Source organism: Aliivibrio sp. SR45-2 (genome assembly GCF_963890165.1).
Taxonomy (GTDB): domain Bacteria; phylum Pseudomonadota; class Gammaproteobacteria; order Enterobacterales; family Vibrionaceae; genus Aliivibrio; species Aliivibrio salmonicida.
The window spans coordinates 60,501-82,446 of the sequence record NZ_CAWPRC010000216.1 but is presented as its reverse complement, the minus strand read 5'-3'; the positions used below and the strand labels follow the sequence as shown (position 1 = coordinate 82,446).

Below are 21,946 nucleotides of genomic sequence, written 5' to 3'. Positions count from 1 at the left end.
AGATTATGTATGAATCCCATTTTGGGCTGAAGCAGCTTCCATTTACGCTTACGCCAAACACATCGCTTTTCCATGGATTGTTGCCTCATTATGAAGCAATTCAAACCGTGTTATCTGCGATATCAATGGGAGAGGGAGTCATCAAAGTAACGGGCGAAATTGGCACTGGAAAAACACTAGTGTGCAGAATGCTAATGAATCAGCTGCCGAGTAATGTTGAGTTACTTTATTTGCCTAATCCTGTGATGAATGGACATGAATTACGTCAAGCGTTAGCAAAAGAGTTAAGGATTGAACAGCATGGAGACGATATCGCTTTAACGGATCGTATTCATGAGAAAATTATAGAGTTACAAGCACTAGGAAAAACAGCCGTTGTTTTTCTTGATGAAGCTCAGGCATTAAGTGATGAAGCATTAGAAACCTTACGATTGTTTGGCAATTTAGAAACCGACTATAAAAAATTATTACAGATAGTGTTGTTTGGTCAGCCCGAATTAGATGAAAGATTACAGCAATACCATTTAAGACAACTTCGTCAACGAATTACGTTTTCAGCCACATTAAGACCATTAACTATGAGTGAAACGGTGGCTTATATTCGTTTCCGAATGACAGAGTCTGGGTGTGAAGTGAATCCTTTTTCATTGACTCAAATGAAAGCTATTTGGCGAGCGACAACAGGGGTTCCGCGGTTGATTAATCAGGTATGCCATAAATCATTGTTAATTTCGTTTTCTGAGCAGTTAATTATCGTATCTTCTCGTTCTGTTTTTAGTGCCATTAAAGATACAACAGACACAATGAAACCTACCTATTATTTCCCTAAGTTTTGGGGTTGGAGAAAAGCGTGAGTGTCACCAATAAAGCTCTATTGAATATCACTAAAGCAAAATCAGATGTTGAGAATACATCGACGATTTCGCCTGCGATAGTGCCAAATATGGAATCAAGATTTAAAGCGCCTTTCTTTTTTGCTATTGGTTTATTAAGTTCAATTTCAGTTCTCGGTTGGGCTACGTTAAATAACGAGCCAACACCGGTTACGACTCCCATCGCTAATGATGCAGCGGTCGTTGAGTTAGCCTCCAATTCTCCGACAAAAAACAGCACACCTGAATCCGTCAGTTCGATTTATTTATCTGAAAGCCGTCATAAAACGGAAAAGCAGGCAGCAAAAATAACGACTCCAGTGCCGACTGCAATTATTAAGGCGGCATCAACAGCAGAAAAACCAACAGTAAAGAATGAAAATACGGTACCAGTCATTTCTACTAAGCAGAACGTTAAGTCTGAAAGTGATGCGTTTTATGTCGAAGAAGTTGAGTTGTTACCTTCTGAATTAGCAGAGAAAAGTAGATCCGCAGCGAGAAAAGCACTTGATGAATCGGATTTTAAACAAGCCATTCTTGAGTACTATACCGTACTTAAATATCAGCCAAGAGATGACGATTCACGTAAGAAGTTAGCTGCATTACTCTATGGTAAGCATCAAGTGAAAGAAGCGGCGGCGGTCTTGCAGCAGGGAATAAAGCTAGATAATGACAGCGTGACTTTGCGTTTAGCGTTGGCAAGTTTATTACAAAGAGAAGAGCAACCAGAAGCGGCTTTATCTGTTGTCGAATACATTCCTTTAGAAGCCTCTATTGATTATTTAGCCACGCGTGGTGGGTTAGCTCAACAATTAAAATTTATCGATTTAGCAAAAGAAAGCTATCAAATGCTTGTCAATAAAGACCCTGATAATGGTCGTTGGTGGTTAGGTCTTGCCATTGTTTATGAGAGAGAAGCAGAGGTTGATAAAGCTTATGATACTTATCAATCAGCATTGATCAAGCCGGGCTTATCCCGCTCATCTCAAGTGTTTGTTCGAGACCGAATTAAGTTATTAGAGACAATGAAGGAAGTGAATAATGCGTCTTAAGTTAAGAAAAAGACTTGGTGATCTATTAGTCGAAGAAAACATTGTCTCAGAAGCACAGATAGAACAAGCGCTGGCTGCGCAGAAAAAAACGGGACGTAAACTTGGCGGAACATTAATCCAACTTGGTTTTTTAACTGAGAAACAAATGCTGACGTTTTTATCTCAGCAGTTAGATGTGCCATTAATTGATTTAAATCGTGCCGATATTGATGCCGCGGCCGTACATTTATTACCAGAAGTTCATGCTCGTCGATTACGAGCGTTAGTGGTAAGTCAGCAGGGTAACACTATCCGTGTTGCAATGAGTGATCCCGCAGATTTATTTGCTCAAGAAGCACTTTTTTCACAGCTTCAGCAATACAATATCGAAATGGTTATCGCATCAGAAAGGCAACTGGTTGATAGCTTTGATCGCTTTTATCGTCGAACCAAGGAAATCGCCTCTTTTGCTGAGCAACTTCAATCTGAACATAAAGAAAATGACGATTTTAATTTTGGTATCTCAGATAACGACAACGACGAAGTTACCGTTGTAAAACTGATCAATTCTTTATTTGAAGATGCGATTCAAGTTGGTGCGTCGGATATTCATATTGAACCGGATGATAAAGTCCTTCGTTTACGTCAACGTATTGATGGTGTGCTGCACGAAACATTATTAAACGAAGTTAATATTGCCTCTGCACTGGTTTTACGTTTGAAGTTAATGGCGAATTTGGATATTTCTGAAAAGCGATTACCTCAAGATGGTCGTTTTAATATCAAGACGCGTGGTCAATCCGTTGATATTCGTTTATCAACCATGCCAGTTCAATATGGTGAATCAGTCGTGATGCGTTTATTGAACCAAACGACAGGTATTCGTGAATTAGAATATTCAGGGTTACCTGATCATCTCTTGGTTCGATTACGTAAACAACTTCGTCGTCCGCACGGCATGATTTTGGTTACCGGACCGACTGGTTCTGGTAAAACAACGACGTTGTATGGCGCATTAAACGAGTTAAATCAACCAAGTAAGAAAATAATTACAGCGGAAGATCCAGTCGAGTACCGCTTACCTAGGATAAACCAAGTTCAGGTTAATCCTAAAATCGATTTAACCTTTGCGAAGATTTTAAGAACCTTCCTACGTCAAGATCCTGATATCATTCTGATTGGTGAAATGCGTGATCAAGAGACGGTAGAGATCGGGTTACGAGCTGCATTAACAGGTCACTTAGTATTATCTACCTTGCATACGAATGATGCGGTGGACAGTGCATTGCGAATGATGGACATGGGAGCGCCAGGGTACTTAGTTGCCAGTGCTGTTCGTGCGGTATTGGCACAGCGATTAGTTAAAAAGATCTGTACTGAATGTTCAGGTGAAGATGCAGTAGATGAACCTCGTAAATTATGGTTAGAAGCTCGATTCCCAAATCAAGCCTCAGTGCCATTTAGACGTGGGCATGGTTGTCAGAATTGCAATTTAACCGGTTATCGTGGCCGTATTGGTGTATTTGAATTATTAGAATTAGATCAGCCAATGATGGATGCGTTACGCGCTAATGATGCCGTTGGTTTCTCACATAAGGCCAGAGAAAATAAAGAATATAAGCCATTGCTCGCTTCTGCGATGGAGTTAGCAATGAATGGCATCATCAGTCTTGATGAAGTTATGATCCTTGGTGAAGGGGACAATGCCGCCTCTCATCAGCCAATATTGATGTAAGGCGTTAATAATGGCGATGTTTAAATACAGTGGTCGAAATGCACGTGGCATACAAGTATCTGGTCGTGTTGAATCGGTTTCTCAAGAAGCGGCTGCTGAGCAATTGATGAATGAAGGGATTATCCCAACCTCCATTGTTGCGAGTAAGTTTGGCTCTTCATCAAATACGTTAGATTGGAAGAAATGGTTTCAACCTAATATTCCTTTAGATGTATTAGTGATTTTTTGTCGTCAAATGTACAGCTTAACCAAGGCGGGTGTGCCGCTATTACGTGCGATGAATGGATTATCACAAAACAGCAGCAATAAGATATTAAAAAAAGCATTGGACGAAGTAACCAGTGACTTAACTAATGGCCGCAGTTTGTCTGTGTCTATGCAGCAACATCCTCATGTTTTTAGTTCACTTTTTGTCTCTATGATTCATGTAGGAGAGAATACGGGTCGTTTAGATCAGGCTCTGATGCAGTTAGCGAGCTACTACGAACAAGAAATGGAAACACGTAAGCGAATCAAATCTGCCATGCGTTATCCTATTTTTGTTCTGAGTTTTATCTTGCTGGCGATGTTTGTATTGAACGTTAAAGTGATTCCACAGTTTACGAGTATGTTTGCTCGCTTTGGGGTTGAACTGCCTTTACCTACTCGAATATTAATGGCGACATCCAGTTTCTTTGTTAATTATTGGCATGTGCTAATCGCCGCAATGGCGGGGGCATTTTGTGCTTTTCAAGCTTGGATTAGTCGAGATGACGGAAGAGAAAAGTGGGATAAGTTTCGTTTAAAGGTGCCAATTGTGGGAGATATTGTCACTCGGGCACAAATGTCGCGTTTTTCTCGTACCTTTGCATTGATGCTTAAGTCGGGCGTTCCATTGAATCAATCGTTAGCGCTTTCTGCCGAAGCACTAGGAAATAAGTATTTAGAAAATCGTTTATTAGAAATGAAAAACGGCATTGAATCAGGCACCAGTATGTCGGCAACTGCGGCGCAAAGCGGTATTTTCACTCCGCTTGTTCAACAGATGATTGCGGTTGGTGAAGAAACGGGACAAATAGATGATCTCTTACTGGAAGTCTCCGATTTCTATGACAGAGAAGTCGATTACGATTTAAGAACATTAACCGCTAGAATTGAGCCTTTACTTTTGGTTGTTGTGGCCGGAATGGTCTTAATTTTAGCGTTGGGTATTTTCTTACCAATGTGGAATATGTTGGATGTAGTGAAGGGTTCATAATGGTGTCATCGTCCCGAATTATATGGGGGACAATATTCGTTATTCTATTAGCTACGATTATGTGGCAATGGAATAAAATGGAACCCGAAGTTGAAAATGCAGCCTTGATTATGACAAGTCGAGATATATTGTCATCGGCAAATGAATATAGAAATTATTGGGTAGTGAGTGGAGAACCAACATCAATTCAGAAAGAAGGAATTAATGTTCAATTCTCTGCATTAGGGTGGCCGATTGTTTTTAATGATGGGAAGCTTGATTGCCGAGCTTGGTTAACTCTGTTATTACCTGAGAAGAAAACGATTTACACAGATAGCATAACAATAACTCATGAAATAAAAGAAAGTAATTACAACCGTTGTAACTATGGTATAGCGGATGGTAAAATGATTTCGGTTATGTTAATTAATGGCATCTTTAAAGTTAACGTTATTTTTTCTGAAACGAAATAAAGTTAATGATTTTTGACGAACGCTGTGTTTTTTTTTGTATAATCCCTTACAATTCACGAAGAAAATAAGATAGAGAGAAGCATGATTATGAAGCGTCAAAAAGGTTTCTCACTGGTTGAGCTAGTGATCGTTATTGTTGTTATCGGTTTGTTGGCGACAGTGGCGTTACCACGATTTTTAGATGTCAGTCTCGAAGCGAAAAAAGCGAGTGTTGAAGGGGTTGCAGGTGGTTATGCAACTGCTGTACTCTCCGCAAGAGCGCAGTGGGAAGCAGAAGCGAGACCTAAAATTGATGATTATAATGCAGTGAGTTATGACGGAACCGAGTTCTGGCTAACGGATCCTTCTCAAGCAAATCAGTCTGATTTTCGTCCGGGTTACCCGATGGCACCAAGAGAAGATTTAGATGGGGCAACAACCGGCGGTTATCCTTCAGAATTAACATCGAAAGAATGTATTTTATTAATGGAAATGTTATTACAAAATGCCCCTTATGTAACCGATGATGCTAAGGATGAAAAAGCGAAATATTTAGCGGAAATTATTACAGATAATAGCCGTAAGCAATGTAAATATACTCAACAAGAGAATGAAGGACACTTCTTTACTTATGAGCCAGAGAGTGGCCGAGTTGTTGTTACCTTACAATAATAATTAATTTAAATACCAATGCAGGGTTATTTGTTGATCGTGCGTTGGTAAGTAAATAAGTTTTAAATATATCAATATATATTCGATTTCACAATAATGGTGGCAGCTTTTAAGTTCCATCAAATTTATAATAAATAGAGAGTAGTAGTAATATGAAAAGACAAGGTGGTTTCACCCTTATTGAGTTAGTAGTTGTTATCGTTATTCTAGGTATTCTTGCAGTAACGGCGGCACCTAAATTTTTAAACCTTCAAGGTGATGCACGTAAGTCATCTCTACAAGGATTAAAAGGCGCAATGGCTGGGGCTTCAGGTATCGTTTATGGCAAAGCGGCAATTGAGGGTGTTGAGCAGTCAGGAACAGCATTGAAAGATGGCACGACAATCGCATTTGGTTACCCAACTGCTGATACTGCGGGAATTGGTTCTGTTGTTGTTGGTTTGTCTGATGATTGGCTCGTAGTTTCAGGTGCAAATGTAAGCACTACAAATAGTATTTCTTATACATTTAAAGGTCAAACGGTTGATAGTAGCTGGAAGTGGACTTCACCAGCAGCAAGCGATAATGCTGGATGTTTTGTTAGTTACACTAAAGCAGAAAGCGCAACATCTTCTGCTACTTCAACAGTTGTTGATAATAAGTGTTAATTAGTCATTTCTAGTTAATCTAAAGCCAGCGATCTCCGCTGGCTTTTTTGTATCTAAAACTAACATTTACTCGCTATCTTTCTTAATTCAATTATCCTAGTAACGGGTGGGAATAAGGTAACGGGTAATGAAAGCTCCACGTATTAAATTACAACAAATAAAACGAATAAAAATCAATGGATTTACATTAATTGAATTAATAGTCGTGATCGTACTATTAGCGATTATTGCCGTTTATGCATCGAGTAAATACATGGGAGTGAGCCGTTTTTCATCGGCCGCTGCACAAGAACAAGTCATGTCTATTTTACGTCAGATCCAAGTCGCTTCAATGCAAACCAATATCCCGATAAATGAGACCAATAAAGATGGGGTAGATGACTGTCGAATTCTACATCTCGCTTCCGATAAATTTGGCGTATCGCAAGCATGTCAAAATCAAAATATGAACAGTGCGGTGTTGTCTGATTATTCAAAAGAGACAAATCAACAACAACTCGAATTAATTAAATTAAGTTATGAGTTTACTAATAGTGATGGTGCTATTTCGATATCTCAATTGTCATTTGATTTATTAGGACGACCTATTATGCCACTTTCTTCTGCGACCTCTTCTTTGTGCTCGGGAGAGGATTGCCGAATAACGATAACAACCTCTTCGTCTAATGAAAGTCGTTCTGTATGTATTAATGGTGAAGGCTTTATTTATCGCTCAATTCTGGATGAAGGCTGTGGATTATGAAAGGCTATAAATACAATCAACAAGGGTTAACGTTAATTGAATCTGTCGTTGGCATTGTGATTCTTGGTTTTGCTCTTTCTATCTTAGTGTCTGGTGTTTTTTCTTCATCAGAGAAATCACATAAGGCCACATATGAAGCTCAAGCGGCGGCATTAGGGCATTCAATTATGACGGATATATTAAGTCGTCAGTTTGATCAACATAGTGATCCTAATGGTGGGCTATATCGTTGTGGTGAAAAAAATGAAAGCAATATTCTTATTCCATGCTCAGTGACGTTAGGTCGTGATGGCGATGAGCAGAATGTCTCTGTGAATGCCAGTGTCTTTAATGATGTCGATGATTTTATTGGTTGCTGGGGAAAGGCTGAGTTATGCAGCTCAAATGGGTTAATTAACTATGATTTTGATAAGCTTATAGCGACGGATAGTGCTAACGAATATAAAAATTTCACTGTTGAAATACAGGTTAATTATGCAAATGTAGATGGTAGATCTTCTGTCTCGCTACCATATAAAAAAATAGATATCACCCTTTATGCGAGTCAGCATGCCAGATATACCTTTAGTGCCTATAGAGGTAATTATTGATGAACCGGCAACGTGGTTTTACTTTAATTGAACTGATACTTACCGTCGTGGTAGTGGCTATTGTCGCTATGGCGGCAAGCAATACCTTATTACTTGGATTTCAAAGCTACAGCACCAGTATCGATCGTCAGGATACTCAAATGCAGGCTAAATTTGTGATTGAAAAATTCAGTCGAGAATTACGCCATGCTGTGCCCAATAGTATAGATGCATCAAATGGGGGCGAATGCGTTAGCTTTGTTTCTATAGAGGCGAGTGCGTTTTATCTGTCTCTTCCTCTTGTGGGAGAAGACAGTATTGACACCGTCATCATGTCGACGAATTTTTTGGATCTTGATAATACAAGATTAACTATAAACCCGAGTACACAAAAGGATCTTATTGAGGCGAGCAGTTTAAGGTATGTTTCTGTTAACTCTGTCGCGATGTCTTCTGGTGTATCAACCATCAATTTTTCATCAAATAATAATCCTGCTTTTATCTCTAATTCAACGTCTGAGCGGGCATTTTTTTATCAGCCTGAAGTGATTGAATATTGTATTCAGGATAATGGCGTGTATCGCTCACGTATTAACGCATCTGGTGCTCGTGTTTCAAAGGTTCAACTTGCCAATCAGGTAAGTAGCGGTAAATTTGAGTTTGAAAGTGCCTCAATGCATCGAAACAGTACCGTTCGGATGGTGTTAGCTTTTACTAATGGTCTCGATGAAGTAACTCAATATCAACATGATGTGCAGGTGATGAATGTTCCATAACTACGCAAAGCAGAGTGGTAATATATTGATATTATCAGTGATTATTATGGTTGTTGTTGGTTTTCTTTCGTTAAATTTGTTGAAGGTCGAAACGAGTAATCACGATGCGGTTTCTAAAGAAGTGTTAGGAACGCAAGCGTGGTTTTTAGCATATTCAGGAGCTGAGTGGGGATTAGTTCAACTGTTCCCTATTGGCGTTTCAGGTGCGGATTCTAGTCTATGTGATGAAGAGATACATAGACCTAATATGGCATTAAATAACAGTGGTTGTTCAAGTGAACCTGAAGTGGTTTGTGTTGCCACGCCTGTGAACCATTTAGGTAAAGTGATTACGTATTTTAAAATCACGAGTACGGCTGTTTGTGGCTCGGGAATAAACCAAGTAGCACGAATTCAAGAAGTTTGGGCGAAGGAGATAAATTGATGAAAACTAGTATGAAATACTTGTTTTTTATTGTTTCAATTTTTATAGCAAATACAGCTTGGGCTGATTCTTATATTTCTTGTAACGTATCGAGTGAACATGATTTTTCGGTTAAGTTTACCATTAATGATAATGGGGATGATCTTTATGTAAAGAATGCTCGTCATCGACATGTCGAGCGTTTGTGGTCAGCGGAACATCAAGGTTCTATAATTTATGATCACTTAATTAAAGAAGATGAAACCTACTATTTAGCTTTGGATTATGAATATTCCGGTAACACAGAGGCTCCTAGTATAGTTACTTATTACAAAAGTAGAGATAATATTAATTGGTATGAATTTGAAAAAAAAGAGGTGAATTTTCATGCTAAATTGGGACTGAATATGAAAATATTTGCGGAGGAGGATGAGGATATAATCTCATTGTCTTGCTCTAATTCTTCTTTTAATCCAATTCCTGATATTAATTATAATCCACAGTTTGAATTTGGACGATTGAGCCCTTCTGAATGCCCAATTGATGATAATGGTAACGTTAATTGTACGCTTACATTTAAAAATGAATATGATCCGAATAAACCACTCCCTCTTGTTTTTGTTATGCCTACTATTGATTTAGAAAATAGCGAAAAATCAAGTTCGATTACAGAGTTGCCATCATCGCTTAAGGTGACCGATGTTACCCATGAAAATGTGAAAATAACGCAAGTAATCGCTCCAAATAATAAAAAATCTAAAAGGGTTACTTTTAAGCCTGCTCCAATGACTGAAATTGATTATTTTGTTATTGAGCCGGGTGTATTAGAACTGACTAATGGTTCAAAAATTGTTGCGAATTCATTGTTTACCTCAACGACAATCTCTCAAGGTGATAGCGAAGGTAATACTGGAGATGTTATTAATTTTACACAATATGGATTGTCATCAAATTTTACTGAGTTGCCGGGGGTATTAGTTGAACCTCAAACTGAAAATAACTCAATGGCGTGGGTAACTGGTTATGCTGGTGATGTTGGGGTGGATCAATTTCGTTTAGCTTTGGAAAGATCTGAAGTAAGAAATCATAATGTAATAAGTAACAATGAAAAAGTAGCTTTCGTTGCAGGAGAAGGGGCGGGTTTTGTTAATGGTAAAAAGTTTTGGCTTGGGCAGGCGGAAACTAAAAATACGATTAAAGGAGAAACTGATAAAATTGTTAACCCGGTAATTAAAGGGTGTACATCTGCTTATACTGATATATCTGAAGGTAATTTTGATAGTCCTCCAATCTTAGTCGCAACGAAAAACTCTCGAAATGGGGGGAATGGAGGATGGCTTCGCCGTTGTGATCTTCAGAAAGATAAGGTTTCTTTTATCGTTGAAGAGGATATGGATAAAGATTCAGAAAGGGCTCATGCTGCAGAAAAAGCAGGTTTTTTTATGTTCGAAGAGCCTAGAGTATCCCCTGTGTGTGATTTATTCCCAAGCCCAGTTCAAACGTGGAAAGGCAATAGTCAAGCGAGCTTAATGATCGCTAATAGAGCTGAAATTTTAGGGGCGCCGTTGGTTTCTGGAAACCGTTTTGTTGGTTTTTTAGCTCAGGATATTAATGACGATAATAATAAAATAGCTTGTGACGGCAGTGAATGCTTTTCTGAACCAGGGTTAATGATTAATCAGTTAGTATTGGAGTCTTTTAGGAAGCCAACCGCTGGGTTTGAAAGGATTATTATTCAAAGTGGTGAAACTGAAATCTATCAATCAAACGAATTAATGGGCTCTTTAACTATTAATAATAATGGTAAAGCTATTTTTAAAACCGGTACGTACTGGATTGATAGTATAAATATTCTAGGTAAAATTGAAATTCCTAGTGGGAACGAGGTTATTATTCATACCAAAGGGTTTGCATTGAGTCATAATTCCTTTTTTGGAGGTATAGACCAAGGTCAATTAGTGGTTGTGGTTCACGACTTATCATACTCTTATAATGTTAACACTATTCATGATTGGGTCGATTTAGCCAATAACTCTAATTTTAAGGGGTTATTGTATAGTGAGAAAAATGTAGAGATTAGTAATAATGCTACTTTAACAGGAGCAGTTACGGCCTCTATTATTAATCTTCATCCAAATACTCAAATCATTGGATCTAATCAATGCTTTGATCCACCTAAAAACTACACATTAAAAGTTACTCCACAAATTGATTACAGTTTAACTTGTGAACGTATTCCTGTGACTTTCACCGTTGAAGATGATAACGGCCCAGTTTCTGGGTTCAATAAGCCTTTTTCTGCAGTAATTAATGCTAAAGATAATGGTGCTGCATGTTGGTCTACATTTGAGAATAAATCAGTTGCTGCTGATTGTTCAATAACAGGCTCAACATTCGTAAATGGTAAAAAAATACTGTACTTAGGTAGCTCTGATTTGGATGTTTTTGATGTAACTGCGTCATCTGATGGTTTAAATGAAACAACCAAGGAGCATTTTGAATTTGTACCATTTAAATTTAATGTTAATACGGTAAAGGTAATCGCGAATAAACCGCAGTCTTTTGATGTGTCAGTTCTTGCTTGTAATGATGGCTCTCCTGATGTTGTTCAAGATTATAGTGGTAACAAAGTATTAGATGTATCACCGTATATCTTAGATGCACCTAACTCAAATGAAGGTATCCTAACGGATTTAGAATTAGCCGGTAATATAAACCCAAGCGAAATAGACCTGACTTTCAATCAAGGCGTAGCCACAACAAGCCTAACCTATCAGGAAGCAGGTTCTGTCTATTTTACCTTGAGTGATCCAAGTTTTACCTGTCCTGTTGGTTTTGATTGTGATGATTATCCTGATTATCCTGATTATCCTGTTGATTCTGGTTTATTATCAACAGTCGTAAATGTTGAATCTCGCCCTTGGAAGCTTGCTGTTTGTAGTGATATATCTGTCGATGGAGATAGCTCTGGTGGTCCTGCGTTAGTTGCTGCGGGTGAAAGGTTCTCTGTAAAGGTGAAACCAGTGAGATTTGGTACCGCAACTGATTTATGTCAGCTACCAGTGACTCAAAATTTCTTTAAATCATCCGCTCCTTTTTCATCTATATCGCCATCATACGAGTTAAGTACTCCAACTGCTGGAGTTAAAGGTACTTTAGCTCCATTAGCTCCTCTTAATAATGATGTTTATGTCGATGTCGGTAGAGATAGCTATTACGAATTTAATAATATGACCTATTCAGAAGTTGGAAGTCTTTTATTTAAATCTGAAGCTTTAAGTCCTATTTTTTATGATGGGATTCAAGGAGGGATTGAATTTGGTGAGCTTTCTATCGGTCGTTTCTATCCTGCTTATTTCACCATCACAGATACTTTATGGGATTACCCTAAAAGGCAAGGTTCTTCAGAGGGAACTTATGCCTATATGGACCAGCCTTTTGAGGATGTAACTTTTGAAGTGACGGCCTATTCTGCTCATGGTTCAACAGCGACTAACTATGGCTTGTTTGATACAAACTTAAAAGCGAGTTTCGAACTCACTGGTGATTATCATGAGCGATTGAATATTGCACCTTCTGACTTAGATAATACCCATTGGAGTAATGCCACTTGGGAAACGCCAGATCTTTCAAATAGTGTCATTTGGTCAAGAAAAAATGCATCAATGTTAGTGAGTAATGTAACAACAACTGCTGATGGTCCATTTAATGAGGGCGTTAATTCGATAACTACTGGGTTGAACTTAGCAATAAGTGGAGTAGATCCCGTTTCTTTTGATAAAAACCAAACAGTAGTAGATCAAGAGTTATTATCACAACCAGACGTTCGCTATGGGCGAATGGTATTAGACAGTGTTGGAGCAGCGATAGGCCAGAGTGTGATGATTCCATTACGTGTTGAGTATTGGAATGGTACTGGCTTTGTGATTAGCGATAGTGATAATGCGACAACATTTAATGGCGCTAATTATTACAAACAAACGATTTGGCCAGATCCGAGTCCATCAAGTAACTCTGCCTTATCTGGTTCTAACTTCAGTGGTATTGATTCCGGCATTGATAGACGCAATTTAAAAGCCATCGCTGATACCAATAATGCGACTTTGCGTGAGCAGGTGCGCTTTTGGCTAAAATTAACGAATGGTGAAGCTTCTTTGAATAGTTCTTCAGGGTCACCTGCAAATTATCAACCTTGGCTTCAATATAACTGGCGAGGCAAAGGTGATGAAGATCCATCAACCGTGGTGACGTTTGGTATTTACCGTGGGAATGACCGCATCATATTTCGCGGTGAAAGTAACATTATTGGTACTTCTAACTAAAAAATGAATAAAAATCCTGATTTGCTTCAGGATTCTGTAGCAATGCCTTGCTGATTAGGCTAGGCATTGGTACATTTAGTTATATTTATCTTATTATCACGCTTTCAGGAAATACGAAGATTATGTTTAAGAAACTTCGTGGCATGTTTTCAAACGATCTTTCAATCGATCTAGGTACTGCCAACACACTTATTTATGTAAAAGGTCAAGGCATCGTTCTTGATGAACCTTCTGTTGTTGCTATTCGTCAAGACCGTAATGGTTCAGCGAAAAGCGTAGCGGCTGTTGGTCACGAAGCAAAACGAATGCTAGGTCGTACTCCTGGTAATATTTCTGCTATTCGTCCAATGAAAGATGGCGTTATCGCTGACTTTTACGTAACCGAAAAAATGTTGCAACACTTCATTAAACAAGTGCACGACAACAGCTTCTTACGTCCAAGCCCACGCGTTCTTGTTTGTGTTCCTTGTGGTTCTACGCAAGTTGAACGCCGTGCTATCCGTGAATCAGCTCAAGGCGCTGGTGCCCGTGAAGTCTTCCTAATTGATGAGCCTATGGCTGCTGCTATCGGCGCTGGCTTACCGGTATCTGAAGCGACCGGTTCTATGGTGGTTGATATAGGTGGTGGTACAACAGAAGTTGCCGTTATCTCACTGAACGGTGTGGTTTACTCATCGTCTGTTCGTATTGGTGGTGACCGTTTTGATGAAGCGATCATTAACTACGTACGTCGTAACTACGGTAGCCTTATTGGTGAAGCGACTGCTGAGCGCATTAAGCACGAGATCGGTTCTGCATACCCTGGTGATGATGTCCTTGAAATTGAAGTTCGTGGTCGTAACCTTGCAGAAGGTGTTCCTCGCAGCTTTACACTAAATTCAAACGAAATTTTAGAAGCGCTTCAAGAGCCTCTTTCTGGTATCGTTTCAGCAGTAATGGTTGCACTAGAACAGTGTCCACCAGAACTAGCATCTGATGTTTCAGAACACGGTATGGTATTAACGGGTGGTGGTGCACTACTTCGTGATTTAGACCGTCTTTTGACTGAAGAAACTGGGATCCCAGTGGTTGTTGCAGAGAACCCATTAACATGTGTTGCTCTTGGCGGCGGTAAAGCATTAGAAATGATCGACATGCACGGTGGCGATCTCTTTAGTGAAGAGTAATAATAATAACGGGTGAGTGGATATGACTCCAATCTTTGGTAGAGGTCCCTCTCTACAGCTTCGCCTGTTTATTGCTGTAATGGTATCGGCTAGCCTTATGTTAGCCGATAGTCGTTTAAATGCCTTTTCTGACATACGTTACCTATTAAATAGTTTTGTTTCTCCAATTCATTATGCGGCGAATCTGCCTCGTACTATGTTTGATGGCATGTATGAGCGTTTCAATAGCCGTAATGCACTCATGTTTGAAAATCAGAAACTCAAACAAGATATGTTTATACAAAACAGCAATTTATTGTTGTTGGAGCAATTAAAGCAAGAAAATAGTCGATTACGTGATTTACTTGGTTCCCCTTTTATTCGTGATGAAAAAAAGTTGGTGACAGAGGTAATGGCTGTGGATTCTGCACCCTATACCCACCAAGTAATGATAGATAAAGGCCAAGTTGACGGTGTCTACGAAGGGCAGCCAGTTATTAGTGATAAAGGTATTGTTGGGCAAATTAACTACGTAGGTGCACATAATAGTCGCGTGCTGTTGTTAACCGATCCTAATAATGCGATTCCTGTACAAGTAGTTCGAAATGATATTCGTGTTATTGCATCAGGAAAAGGCAATTTAAATTTAATGCAACTTGAGCATATACCAACAAATACTGATATTGAAATTGGTGATTTATTGGTGAGTTCTGGTTTAGGTGGGCGATATCCTGAAGGGTATCCTGTCGGTTACATTTCTAGTATAGATAATGATAATAAACGCCCTTTTGCATCGATAGAATTAGAAACTGCGGTTGAATTTGATAAATTAAGATATTTATTACTCGTATGGCCTACAGAAATTGAAGGTAAGATAAAGGAAGTGACTAATGACGAGTAGTCATCTTATGCGTGGAAGAGTCATTATTTGGCTCTCTTTTTTGATCGCATTAATATTACAGGCGGCACCTTGGCCTGGAACATTAGAAGTATTACGACCTTCTTGGATCATATTAGTGACTTTCTATTGGGTATTAGCATTGCCTCATCGGGTTAATGTTGGTACAGCCATGATACTTGGGATCTTATGGGATCTATTACTTGGCACAACGCTTGGTATCCGTGGAATGACGATGGCGATTTTAGTCTATCTGGTTGCTGCGAATTTTAAGTTGTTGAGAAACCTTGCTCTTTGGCAACAAGCTGCAATCTTCTCTGCATTAACGTTACTGGGTAAACTCTTAGAATTTTTAGGCGAATTTTTAGTTCATGATGTGTCATTCAACGCACATTTTTTATGGGCGGGCGTGTTAAACTTTATTTTGTGGCCTTGGTTATTTTTATTGATGCGTAGAGTTCGCCGTCATTGGTCTATTCGATAAGGAAGTAAAATGTCGAATCAATTATTTTTAGCATCGGGTTCTCCACGTAGAAAGGAATTGCTGCAACAGTTAGGGTATCAATTTGAGATAGTTACCGTTGACGTTGAAGAACAGCATCAGTCTCATGAATCCCCTTTAGAATATGTTGAACGATTATCTAAAGATAAAGCTCAAGCGGGTTTGCGTGTAGTCGAACAAAATAAAAATACAATTGTCCCAGTATTGGGCTCTGATACTATTGTTGTAATCGATGGTGTTATTTTAGAAAAACCAACAGATTTTGAAGATGCTAAGAGAATGCTCTTGGCACTGTCTGGTCGTCAACATCAAGTTATGACTGCTGTCACCCTTATGACTCCTGAAAAAACAAGAACCAAAACAGTAATTACTCAGGTGTGGTTTAAAACACTCTCAGAACAAGAAATTAAAACGTATTGGGAGAGTGGAGAGCCTTGTGATAAAGCAGGTTCGTATGGCATTCAAGGTAGTGGTGGGCGATTTGTCTCACGTATTGATGGCAGCTATCACGCTGTCATGGGATTGCCATTGATGGAAACCGATCAGCTCTTACACCAATTTTTGTAAAAATTAGTGAGGTGCTCCAATGAGTACAGAGTTGTTAATAAACGTAACCCCGAGTGAAACTCGAGTTGCGATGATTGAAGCCGGTGTGCTTCAAGAGATACATGTAGAAAGAGAAGCAAGACGCGGTATTGTGGGTAATATATACAAAGGCAGAGTAAGCCGAGTATTACCGGGGATGCAAGCAGCGTTTATTGATATTGGCTTGGATAAAGCGGCATTTTTGCATGCTTCAGACATTGTGCCTCATACTGAATGCGTTTCTGAGAATGAAAAGCGTCAGTTTCAGGTACGAGATATTTCTCAGTTAGTACATCAAGGTCAAGATTTAGTGGTTCAAGTGGTAAAAGATCCACTTGGAACAAAAGGTGCTCGTCTAACTACGGATATTACTCTTCCTTCGCGTTACTTGGTCTTTATGCCAGGAGCGAGTCATGTTGGTGTCTCTCAACGAATTGAAAGTGAAAAAGAACGTAATCGTTTAAAGAATACGGTTTCTGATTACTGCGATGAGTTTGGCGGTTTTATTATTCGTACTGCGGCAGAAGGCGCGAAAGAAGCGGAGATTTCCCAAGATGCTGCTTTTTTAAAACGTTTGTGGCATAAGGTCATTGAGCGTCGTAAAAAGAGCAAAACAAAATCAATGCTTTATGGTGAGCTTGGATTAGATCAACGTATCTTACGTGATTTTGTCGGTACCGAGTTAGATTTAATTCGTGTCGATTCAAAGCAAGCCTTTGAAAAATTAAAAGAATTTACAACTGAATTTGTTCCTGAATTAACGAAAAAATTGGAATATTACTCTGGTGATAAACCGATTTTTGATATGTATGAAACAGAGAACGAAATTCAACGCGCTTTAGATCGTAAGGTCGAGTTGAAATCTGGCGGCTATTTGATCATAGATCAAACAGAAGCGATGACAACGGTTGATATAAATACGGGGGCCTTTGTTGGGCGTCGTAATTTAGAAGAAACGATTTTCAACACGAATATTGAAGCAACTCAAGCCATTGCTCGACAGCTTCGTTTACGTAATCTTGGTGGGATCATCATCATTGATTTTATCGATATGATGAGTGAAGAACATCGTCGCCGAGTGCTGCAAGTATTAGGCGCTGCGTTAGATAAAGACCGAGTTAAAACGAACATTAATGGTTTTACCCAATTGGGTTTAGTTGAGATGACTCGTAAACGTACGCGTGAAAGTATTGAGCATGTTTTATGTGGTCAATGTCCTACGTGTGAAGGCCGCGGTGCAGTTAAAACGGTTGAGAGCGTTTGTTACGAGATTTTACGTGAAATTACTCGAGTAAATAGAGCGTACGATTCTGATAAATTTGTCGTATATGCTGCTGTTGCTGTTGCTGATGCACTTCAAGGTGAAGAATCTCATGCATTGGCAGAGCTTGAATTATTTATTGGTAAGCAAGTGAAAATCCAAGCTGAACCACTTTATATTCAAGAGCAATTTGATGTTGTTATGATGTAAGAGAATGATAAGTGACCACTAAGTTAATTCGTACTGAACGTTGCTTGATGGGATTATTGCTGCTGGTATTTTTACTGGCAGCATTAGTCATAACAAGCCTACGCCTTTTATTACCTACCTTAAATAAATACCAACCAGAAATTGAACAGTTACTTTCTCAATCTACTGGTTTCTCAATCTCAATTGGTGAAGTAAAAGGGCGCTGGCGAAATACTAATCCATCCTTAAATCTGACTAAATTAACAGCAACCGATCCAAATACTGGGGATGAAATCATCTCTGTTGGTTCTGTTGAAATTCAACTGAATATTCTTTCCTCTCTTTGGGCCCAACAGCCTCAATTTGCTGATCTTCGAATCGATAAATTAACCGCAGATTTGACCTCATTAGGTAAGGATAAATCAGAAGAAAAAAAATTAGAAGTTGACGATAAAAATACAGAAGACTCACTTTCTAAACGTTTAGAAGATCTCTTTTTAGTCCGGTTGAACCATTTCTCGATAAAAAATTCTCACGTTACGTTCACTGCATTAAATGGCAATGAAAAAACGATCTTAATTGATTCGTTACAATGGCGGAATGAAAGCAGAAAACACCTTGCTGAAGGTGTTGTGAGTGTTTTAGGCAGTGAAATTAACCAATTGAAAGTGATCGCAAACTTTAAAGAGAAAGGGACTTTCAAAAGTTTAGATGGTGATTTTTATGTTGAAGCCCAAAATATCCAAATTACGCCATGGATAAAAGACAATATTCAGCAAGAATATGGGGTTACTGAAGGTGAGGTATCCGTTAATGCTTGGCTATCGTTTAAAAATGGACAGCCCATTGATGCGTTAGTTGAAGCGGCTCCTTCTTATATTAACTGGGAAGAAGACAAAACGATTCATAAATTGAGTATCGAAAGTGGAGTGTTTGAGCTTCAACCAGAAAAAGAAGGTTGGAAAGTCATTTCATCAGGTATTCAAATTAAACATGAAGACGATGAATGGCCAGAGCTTACTGGGAATTTTGTTTGGCAACCGTCTAAATGGATACTTAATTTAGGTCATATTGATCTTGAAAATGCGCTTGGACTCAAAACATTATTGCCAGCATCTCAAGATGAAATCACGAATTTACTTGGTACTCTTAACCCTAAAGGGGATATCGATGATATTCGAGTTGAGTACGATGCGACAACGGGACTCAATTATTCGGCATCCATACATGCTGCCGGAATGAATCAGTGGGAATTACTGCCTGGTTTTCATAAATTAGATATTCTTGTTGCGGGCGATGAAACAAAAGGCAAAGCCGAGCTTTCTTTGGTTGACGATACGCTGCCTTATGGTGATGTATTTCAAGCACCTTTGAATATTGAAAACGCAAAGGTAACCGCTTATTGGAAGGTTAATGATGAAGGCTGGCGTTTATGGTCTGATTATATTGATGTATCAACTCCTGACCTTCAAGCCAAAGGTGAGTTCCGATTAGACTTCCCTAAAGATAAGCCTTCAGTGTTGTCTTTTTATGCAGAAGCTGATGCGTTTAATGCAGATCAAACTTGGCGTTATCTACCAACACTCGCATTAGGTCAAGACCTTACCGATTACCTTTCCTCTGCTGTTCAAGGAGGAAGTGCTAAGACGGTACAATTACTATGGTATGGGGAGTTAGGTGATTTTCCATATACAAAATATGACGGTATTTTTCAAATTAAAGTAGGTCTTAAAGACGCTAAGTTTTCGTTTGATACTGCTTGGCCTCCATTAACTAATTTGCAATTGGATTTGATGTTTCAAAATGCATCGATGTTCTTAAGTTCACATTCTGCAGACCTAATGGATGTGCATGCAACCCGAGTGACGGGACAGATTGCTAACTTAGCAGAGGACGGTAAGTTAACGATTAGAGCAAGAGCTAATGGCTCTGGTAAAGCGGTTCGTGAATACATGACTGCAACGCCACTGGTTGATTCTGTGGGGGCGGCACTTAATAGCATTCAAATTGATAATAGAGTGGATGCATTATTACGGTTAGATATCCCATTTAATAGTGAAGATGTTAGAGCGTGGGGCTATGCCGATTTAGCGAATAATCATATTGAATTGCAATCGCCTAATATCGAACTTACGAATGCAAAAGGTCGTATTGAATTTGATAATGATGTCGTTAAAGCAAAGGGGATCAAAGCTTCTTTACTCGGTCAACCGATCTCATTGTCATTTAATGGTGAAGCTCAATCCGATTTTTATGGGGTGAACATTGATGTTAAAGGAAAATGGAATATTGATCCTTTAAGGGAATACATTGATTCGCCGTTAATCGATAAAGTTAAAGGTACATCAGTCTGGGATACCTCTATCAATTTACAGATGGCGGATGTTGGGTTTACTTATCAAATCGGGATGGATGCGGCTCTTAACGATATTCAATCAACGCTTCCATACCCTCTTGCATTAGAGAAAGGGTCAACGGATAAAGCGGTATTACAGGTCTCGGGTAATGCTGAACGGTTATCTGGACGCTTAATCTTTCCTGATGCAAAGTACCAAGCTGAGATTAGCATTGATAAAGAAACGCCAGTGATTGATGCGAGTCATCTTATTGTTGGGCGTGGAAACTTTAAAGTCAGTCCAATTGTCGGTCACTCTGCGTCATTAAATACGAAGAACTTAGATGCGGATGCTTGGATTGAAGAGCCTATTCAAAGTAAAGAAAAACCAAGCTCTGGTTCAAAAAGTAAAGCGAGTAGTTTTCCTGTTATTCCAATGCCAACACGGATTGATACCGATATTAAATCGTTGCGTTTGGTGAGTATAGATTGGAATGATGTAAATGCTGATATTCGTAAAAAATCACAAGGTTGGTATTTTCAGGTTGAAAGCCAAGAAGTTGATGGTAAAGCAACATGGAAGAATAACGAAGCACTGGCTGTGCAACTCGATAATCTACATGTTTTCATTCCCAGCTTAGATGATGTTGATAGCGAAGGAGGGCTTAATTACGCAAAAGCAAAAGATCCATTGATCTCTTCTTTTGATCGTGAATTCTTTAAATTAATGCCCAACTTAGAGTTAACAATTAAAGATACTTGGGTTCAAGGGTATAAACTGGGTAAAGTTGAAACAAAGCTGCATAAAAAGAACGATACTTTTTATTTAGATACGCTAAAAATTGTCAGTGGAAAGAATAAGTTTTCAATGACTGGTGATTGGAAATTAAATAAAGAGAGCAGTAAATCGTCTTTTTCAGCAAACGCCTCGGGTGATGATAACTCTGAATTATTAGCACGCTTTGGTATCAGTACTGGCATTCAAAACGCGACCTATACAATGTCGGCTAACCTGAATTGGGATGGTGCGCCTTGGCGAATTAAGACAAATACTTTAGCGGGTGATCTTGCGTCTACCTTGGATGAAGGTGTTATTACCGATGTGAAGGGGGCTGCTCGTTTTCTTGGTTTATTTAGTATGGATTCTATTATTCGTAAAATGAAACTCGATTTTAGAGATGTTTTTGATGATGGGATGGCATTTAACTCGATAACTGGCAGTGGAGAAATGCGTAAAGGCGTCTTTGTTAGTAATAATTTAGTGATGGATGCGGTTGCTGGTGAAATGAAGATAAAAGGCAAAGCGGATTTGAATACTCGTTTAGTTGATGCAGAAGTTAACTTTACGCCGGATCTAACCTCGGGTATTCCTATTATCACGGCATTTGCGGTTGCGCCACAAACGGCTATTATTGTACTTGCGGTCGCCACCGCTATTTCACCGGTTATTGATGTTATTACTCAAGTGAACTATAAAGTGGAAGGGCCTTTAGATGCCCCTACGGTTAAAGAATTATCTCGAAGCCAAGGTGAATATAAGCTTCCTGAGTCAAATCAATAATTAATGTAAATAGAGCCAAAAATAAGGACGTTA

The 21,946-nt window shown here is 39.0% G+C and carries 18 protein-coding genes; all 18 read left to right on the top strand.

Annotated features, from left to right (window positions below; translation table 11 throughout):
• Positions 1–5: 5 nt before the first annotated feature.
• The 18 genes from AACV33_RS20675 to AACV33_RS20590 all read left to right on the top strand — a co-directional run bounded on the left by AACV33_RS20675 (position 6) and on the right by AACV33_RS20590 (position 21,913).
• Positions 6–854 carry an ExeA family protein gene (locus tag AACV33_RS20675; RefSeq protein ID WP_012549284.1) on the top strand — a complete coding sequence of 283 codons (849 nt, stop codon included), beginning with the start codon at positions 6–8 and terminating at the stop codon, positions 852–854.
• Positions 851–1,924: a tetratricopeptide repeat protein gene (locus AACV33_RS20670; RefSeq protein WP_182699597.1), complete on the top strand. Its 1,074-nt coding sequence runs from the start codon at positions 851–853 to the stop codon at positions 1,922–1,924. Before AACV33_RS20675 ends, AACV33_RS20670 begins: the two co-directional genes overlap by 4 nt.
• The gene (locus tag AACV33_RS20665) at positions 1,914–3,638 is read left to right on the top strand and encodes a GspE/PulE family protein (RefSeq protein ID WP_017022366.1); all 1,725 of its coding nucleotides are present in this window, start codon (positions 1,914–1,916) and stop codon (positions 3,636–3,638) included. The genes AACV33_RS20670 and AACV33_RS20665 overlap by 11 nt, the downstream gene beginning before the upstream one ends.
• Before the next feature lie 10 nt (positions 3,639–3,648).
• Positions 3,649–4,875 carry a type II secretion system F family protein gene (locus AACV33_RS20660; RefSeq protein ID WP_017022367.1) on the top strand — a complete coding sequence of 409 codons (1,227 nt, stop codon included), beginning with the start codon at positions 3,649–3,651 and terminating at the stop codon, positions 4,873–4,875.
• Complete coding sequence (locus AACV33_RS20655) at positions 4,875–5,327, top strand: hypothetical protein (protein ID WP_035470621.1); 453 nt, start codon at positions 4,875–4,877, stop codon at positions 5,325–5,327. The genes AACV33_RS20660 and AACV33_RS20655 overlap by 1 nt, the downstream gene beginning before the upstream one ends.
• A gap of 87 nt (positions 5,328–5,414) precedes the next feature.
• Positions 5,415–5,978: a prepilin-type N-terminal cleavage/methylation domain-containing protein gene (locus AACV33_RS20650; RefSeq protein WP_096325322.1), complete on the top strand. Its 564-nt coding sequence runs from the start codon at positions 5,415–5,417 to the stop codon at positions 5,976–5,978.
• Between the two features lie 152 nt (positions 5,979–6,130).
• Positions 6,131–6,625 (top strand): prepilin-type N-terminal cleavage/methylation domain-containing protein, encoded by a 495-nt coding sequence (locus AACV33_RS20645; protein WP_023604062.1) that lies wholly within the window; start codon positions 6,131–6,133, stop codon positions 6,623–6,625.
• 127 nt (positions 6,626–6,752) lie between these two features.
• Complete coding sequence (locus AACV33_RS20640; RefSeq protein ID WP_017022371.1) at positions 6,753–7,367, top strand: type II secretion system protein; 615 nt, start codon at positions 6,753–6,755, stop codon at positions 7,365–7,367.
• Positions 7,364–7,957, top strand: a complete 594-nt coding sequence (locus AACV33_RS20635) for a type IV pilus modification PilV family protein (protein ID WP_182699596.1) — start codon at positions 7,364–7,366, stop codon at positions 7,955–7,957. Before AACV33_RS20640 ends, AACV33_RS20635 begins: the two co-directional genes overlap by 4 nt.
• The gene (locus AACV33_RS20630) at positions 7,957–8,712 is read left to right on the top strand and encodes a PilW family protein (protein ID WP_182699595.1); all 756 of its coding nucleotides are present in this window, start codon (positions 7,957–7,959) and stop codon (positions 8,710–8,712) included. The genes AACV33_RS20635 and AACV33_RS20630 overlap by 1 nt, the downstream gene beginning before the upstream one ends.
• Entirely contained in the window at positions 8,702–9,136 is a 435-nt protein-coding gene (locus AACV33_RS20625; RefSeq protein WP_023604066.1) for a hypothetical protein, read from the top strand. Before AACV33_RS20630 ends, AACV33_RS20625 begins: the two co-directional genes overlap by 11 nt.
• Complete coding sequence (locus AACV33_RS20620; protein ID WP_182699594.1) at positions 9,136–13,437, top strand: DUF6701 domain-containing protein; 4,302 nt, start codon at positions 9,136–9,138, stop codon at positions 13,435–13,437. The genes AACV33_RS20625 and AACV33_RS20620 overlap by 1 nt, the downstream gene beginning before the upstream one ends.
• Positions 13,438–13,559: 122 nt before the next feature.
• On the top strand, positions 13,560–14,603 hold the full coding sequence (locus AACV33_RS20615; RefSeq protein WP_017022375.1) for a rod shape-determining protein: 1,044 nt from the start codon (positions 13,560–13,562) through the stop codon (positions 14,601–14,603).
• A gap of 22 nt (positions 14,604–14,625) precedes the next feature.
• Positions 14,626–15,483, top strand: a complete 858-nt coding sequence (gene mreC / locus AACV33_RS20610; protein WP_017022376.1) for a rod shape-determining protein MreC — start codon at positions 14,626–14,628, stop codon at positions 15,481–15,483.
• Positions 15,473–15,964: a rod shape-determining protein MreD gene (gene mreD / locus AACV33_RS20605; RefSeq protein WP_017022377.1), complete on the top strand. Its 492-nt coding sequence runs from the start codon at positions 15,473–15,475 to the stop codon at positions 15,962–15,964. The genes mreC and mreD overlap by 11 nt, the downstream gene beginning before the upstream one ends.
• Before the next feature lie 9 nt (positions 15,965–15,973).
• Entirely contained in the window at positions 15,974–16,549 is a 576-nt protein-coding gene (locus tag AACV33_RS20600) for a Maf family protein (RefSeq protein WP_012549298.1), read from the top strand.
• Between the two features lie 19 nt (positions 16,550–16,568).
• On the top strand, positions 16,569–18,038 hold the full coding sequence (gene rng / locus AACV33_RS20595) for a ribonuclease G (RefSeq protein WP_012549299.1): 1,470 nt from the start codon (positions 16,569–16,571) through the stop codon (positions 18,036–18,038).
• Positions 18,039–18,049: 11 nt separating this feature from the next.
• Positions 18,050–21,913, top strand: a complete 3,864-nt coding sequence (locus tag AACV33_RS20590; RefSeq protein ID WP_182699593.1) for a YhdP family protein — start codon at positions 18,050–18,052, stop codon at positions 21,911–21,913.
• The last annotated feature ends 33 nt before the right edge of the window (positions 21,914–21,946 follow it).

Coding starts and splice junctions, on each gene's coding strand:
- AACV33_RS20675 (WP_012549284.1), top strand. CDS start 6: ATGTATGAATCCCATTTTGGGCTGAAGCAGCTTCCATTTACGCTTACG.
- AACV33_RS20665 (WP_017022366.1), top strand. CDS start 1,914: ATGCGTCTTAAGTTAAGAAAAAGACTTGGTGATCTATTAGTCGAAGAA.
- AACV33_RS20660 (WP_017022367.1), top strand. CDS start 3,649: ATGGCGATGTTTAAATACAGTGGTCGAAATGCACGTGGCATACAAGTA.
- AACV33_RS20655 (WP_035470621.1), top strand. CDS start 4,875: ATGGTGTCATCGTCCCGAATTATATGGGGGACAATATTCGTTATTCTA.
- AACV33_RS20650 (WP_096325322.1), top strand. CDS start 5,415: ATGAAGCGTCAAAAAGGTTTCTCACTGGTTGAGCTAGTGATCGTTATT.
- AACV33_RS20645 (WP_023604062.1), top strand. CDS start 6,131: ATGAAAAGACAAGGTGGTTTCACCCTTATTGAGTTAGTAGTTGTTATC.
- AACV33_RS20640 (WP_017022371.1), top strand. CDS start 6,753: ATGAAAGCTCCACGTATTAAATTACAACAAATAAAACGAATAAAAATC.
- AACV33_RS20635 (WP_182699596.1), top strand. CDS start 7,364: ATGAAAGGCTATAAATACAATCAACAAGGGTTAACGTTAATTGAATCT.
- AACV33_RS20630 (WP_182699595.1), top strand. CDS start 7,957: ATGAACCGGCAACGTGGTTTTACTTTAATTGAACTGATACTTACCGTC.
- AACV33_RS20625 (WP_023604066.1), top strand. CDS start 8,702: ATGTTCCATAACTACGCAAAGCAGAGTGGTAATATATTGATATTATCA.
- AACV33_RS20620 (WP_182699594.1), top strand. CDS start 9,136: ATGAAAACTAGTATGAAATACTTGTTTTTTATTGTTTCAATTTTTATA.
- AACV33_RS20615 (WP_017022375.1), top strand. CDS start 13,560: ATGTTTAAGAAACTTCGTGGCATGTTTTCAAACGATCTTTCAATCGAT.
- mreC (WP_017022376.1), top strand. CDS start 14,626: ATGACTCCAATCTTTGGTAGAGGTCCCTCTCTACAGCTTCGCCTGTTT.
- mreD (WP_017022377.1), top strand. CDS start 15,473: ATGACGAGTAGTCATCTTATGCGTGGAAGAGTCATTATTTGGCTCTCT.
- AACV33_RS20600 (WP_012549298.1), top strand. CDS start 15,974: ATGTCGAATCAATTATTTTTAGCATCGGGTTCTCCACGTAGAAAGGAA.
- rng (WP_012549299.1), top strand. CDS start 16,569: ATGAGTACAGAGTTGTTAATAAACGTAACCCCGAGTGAAACTCGAGTT.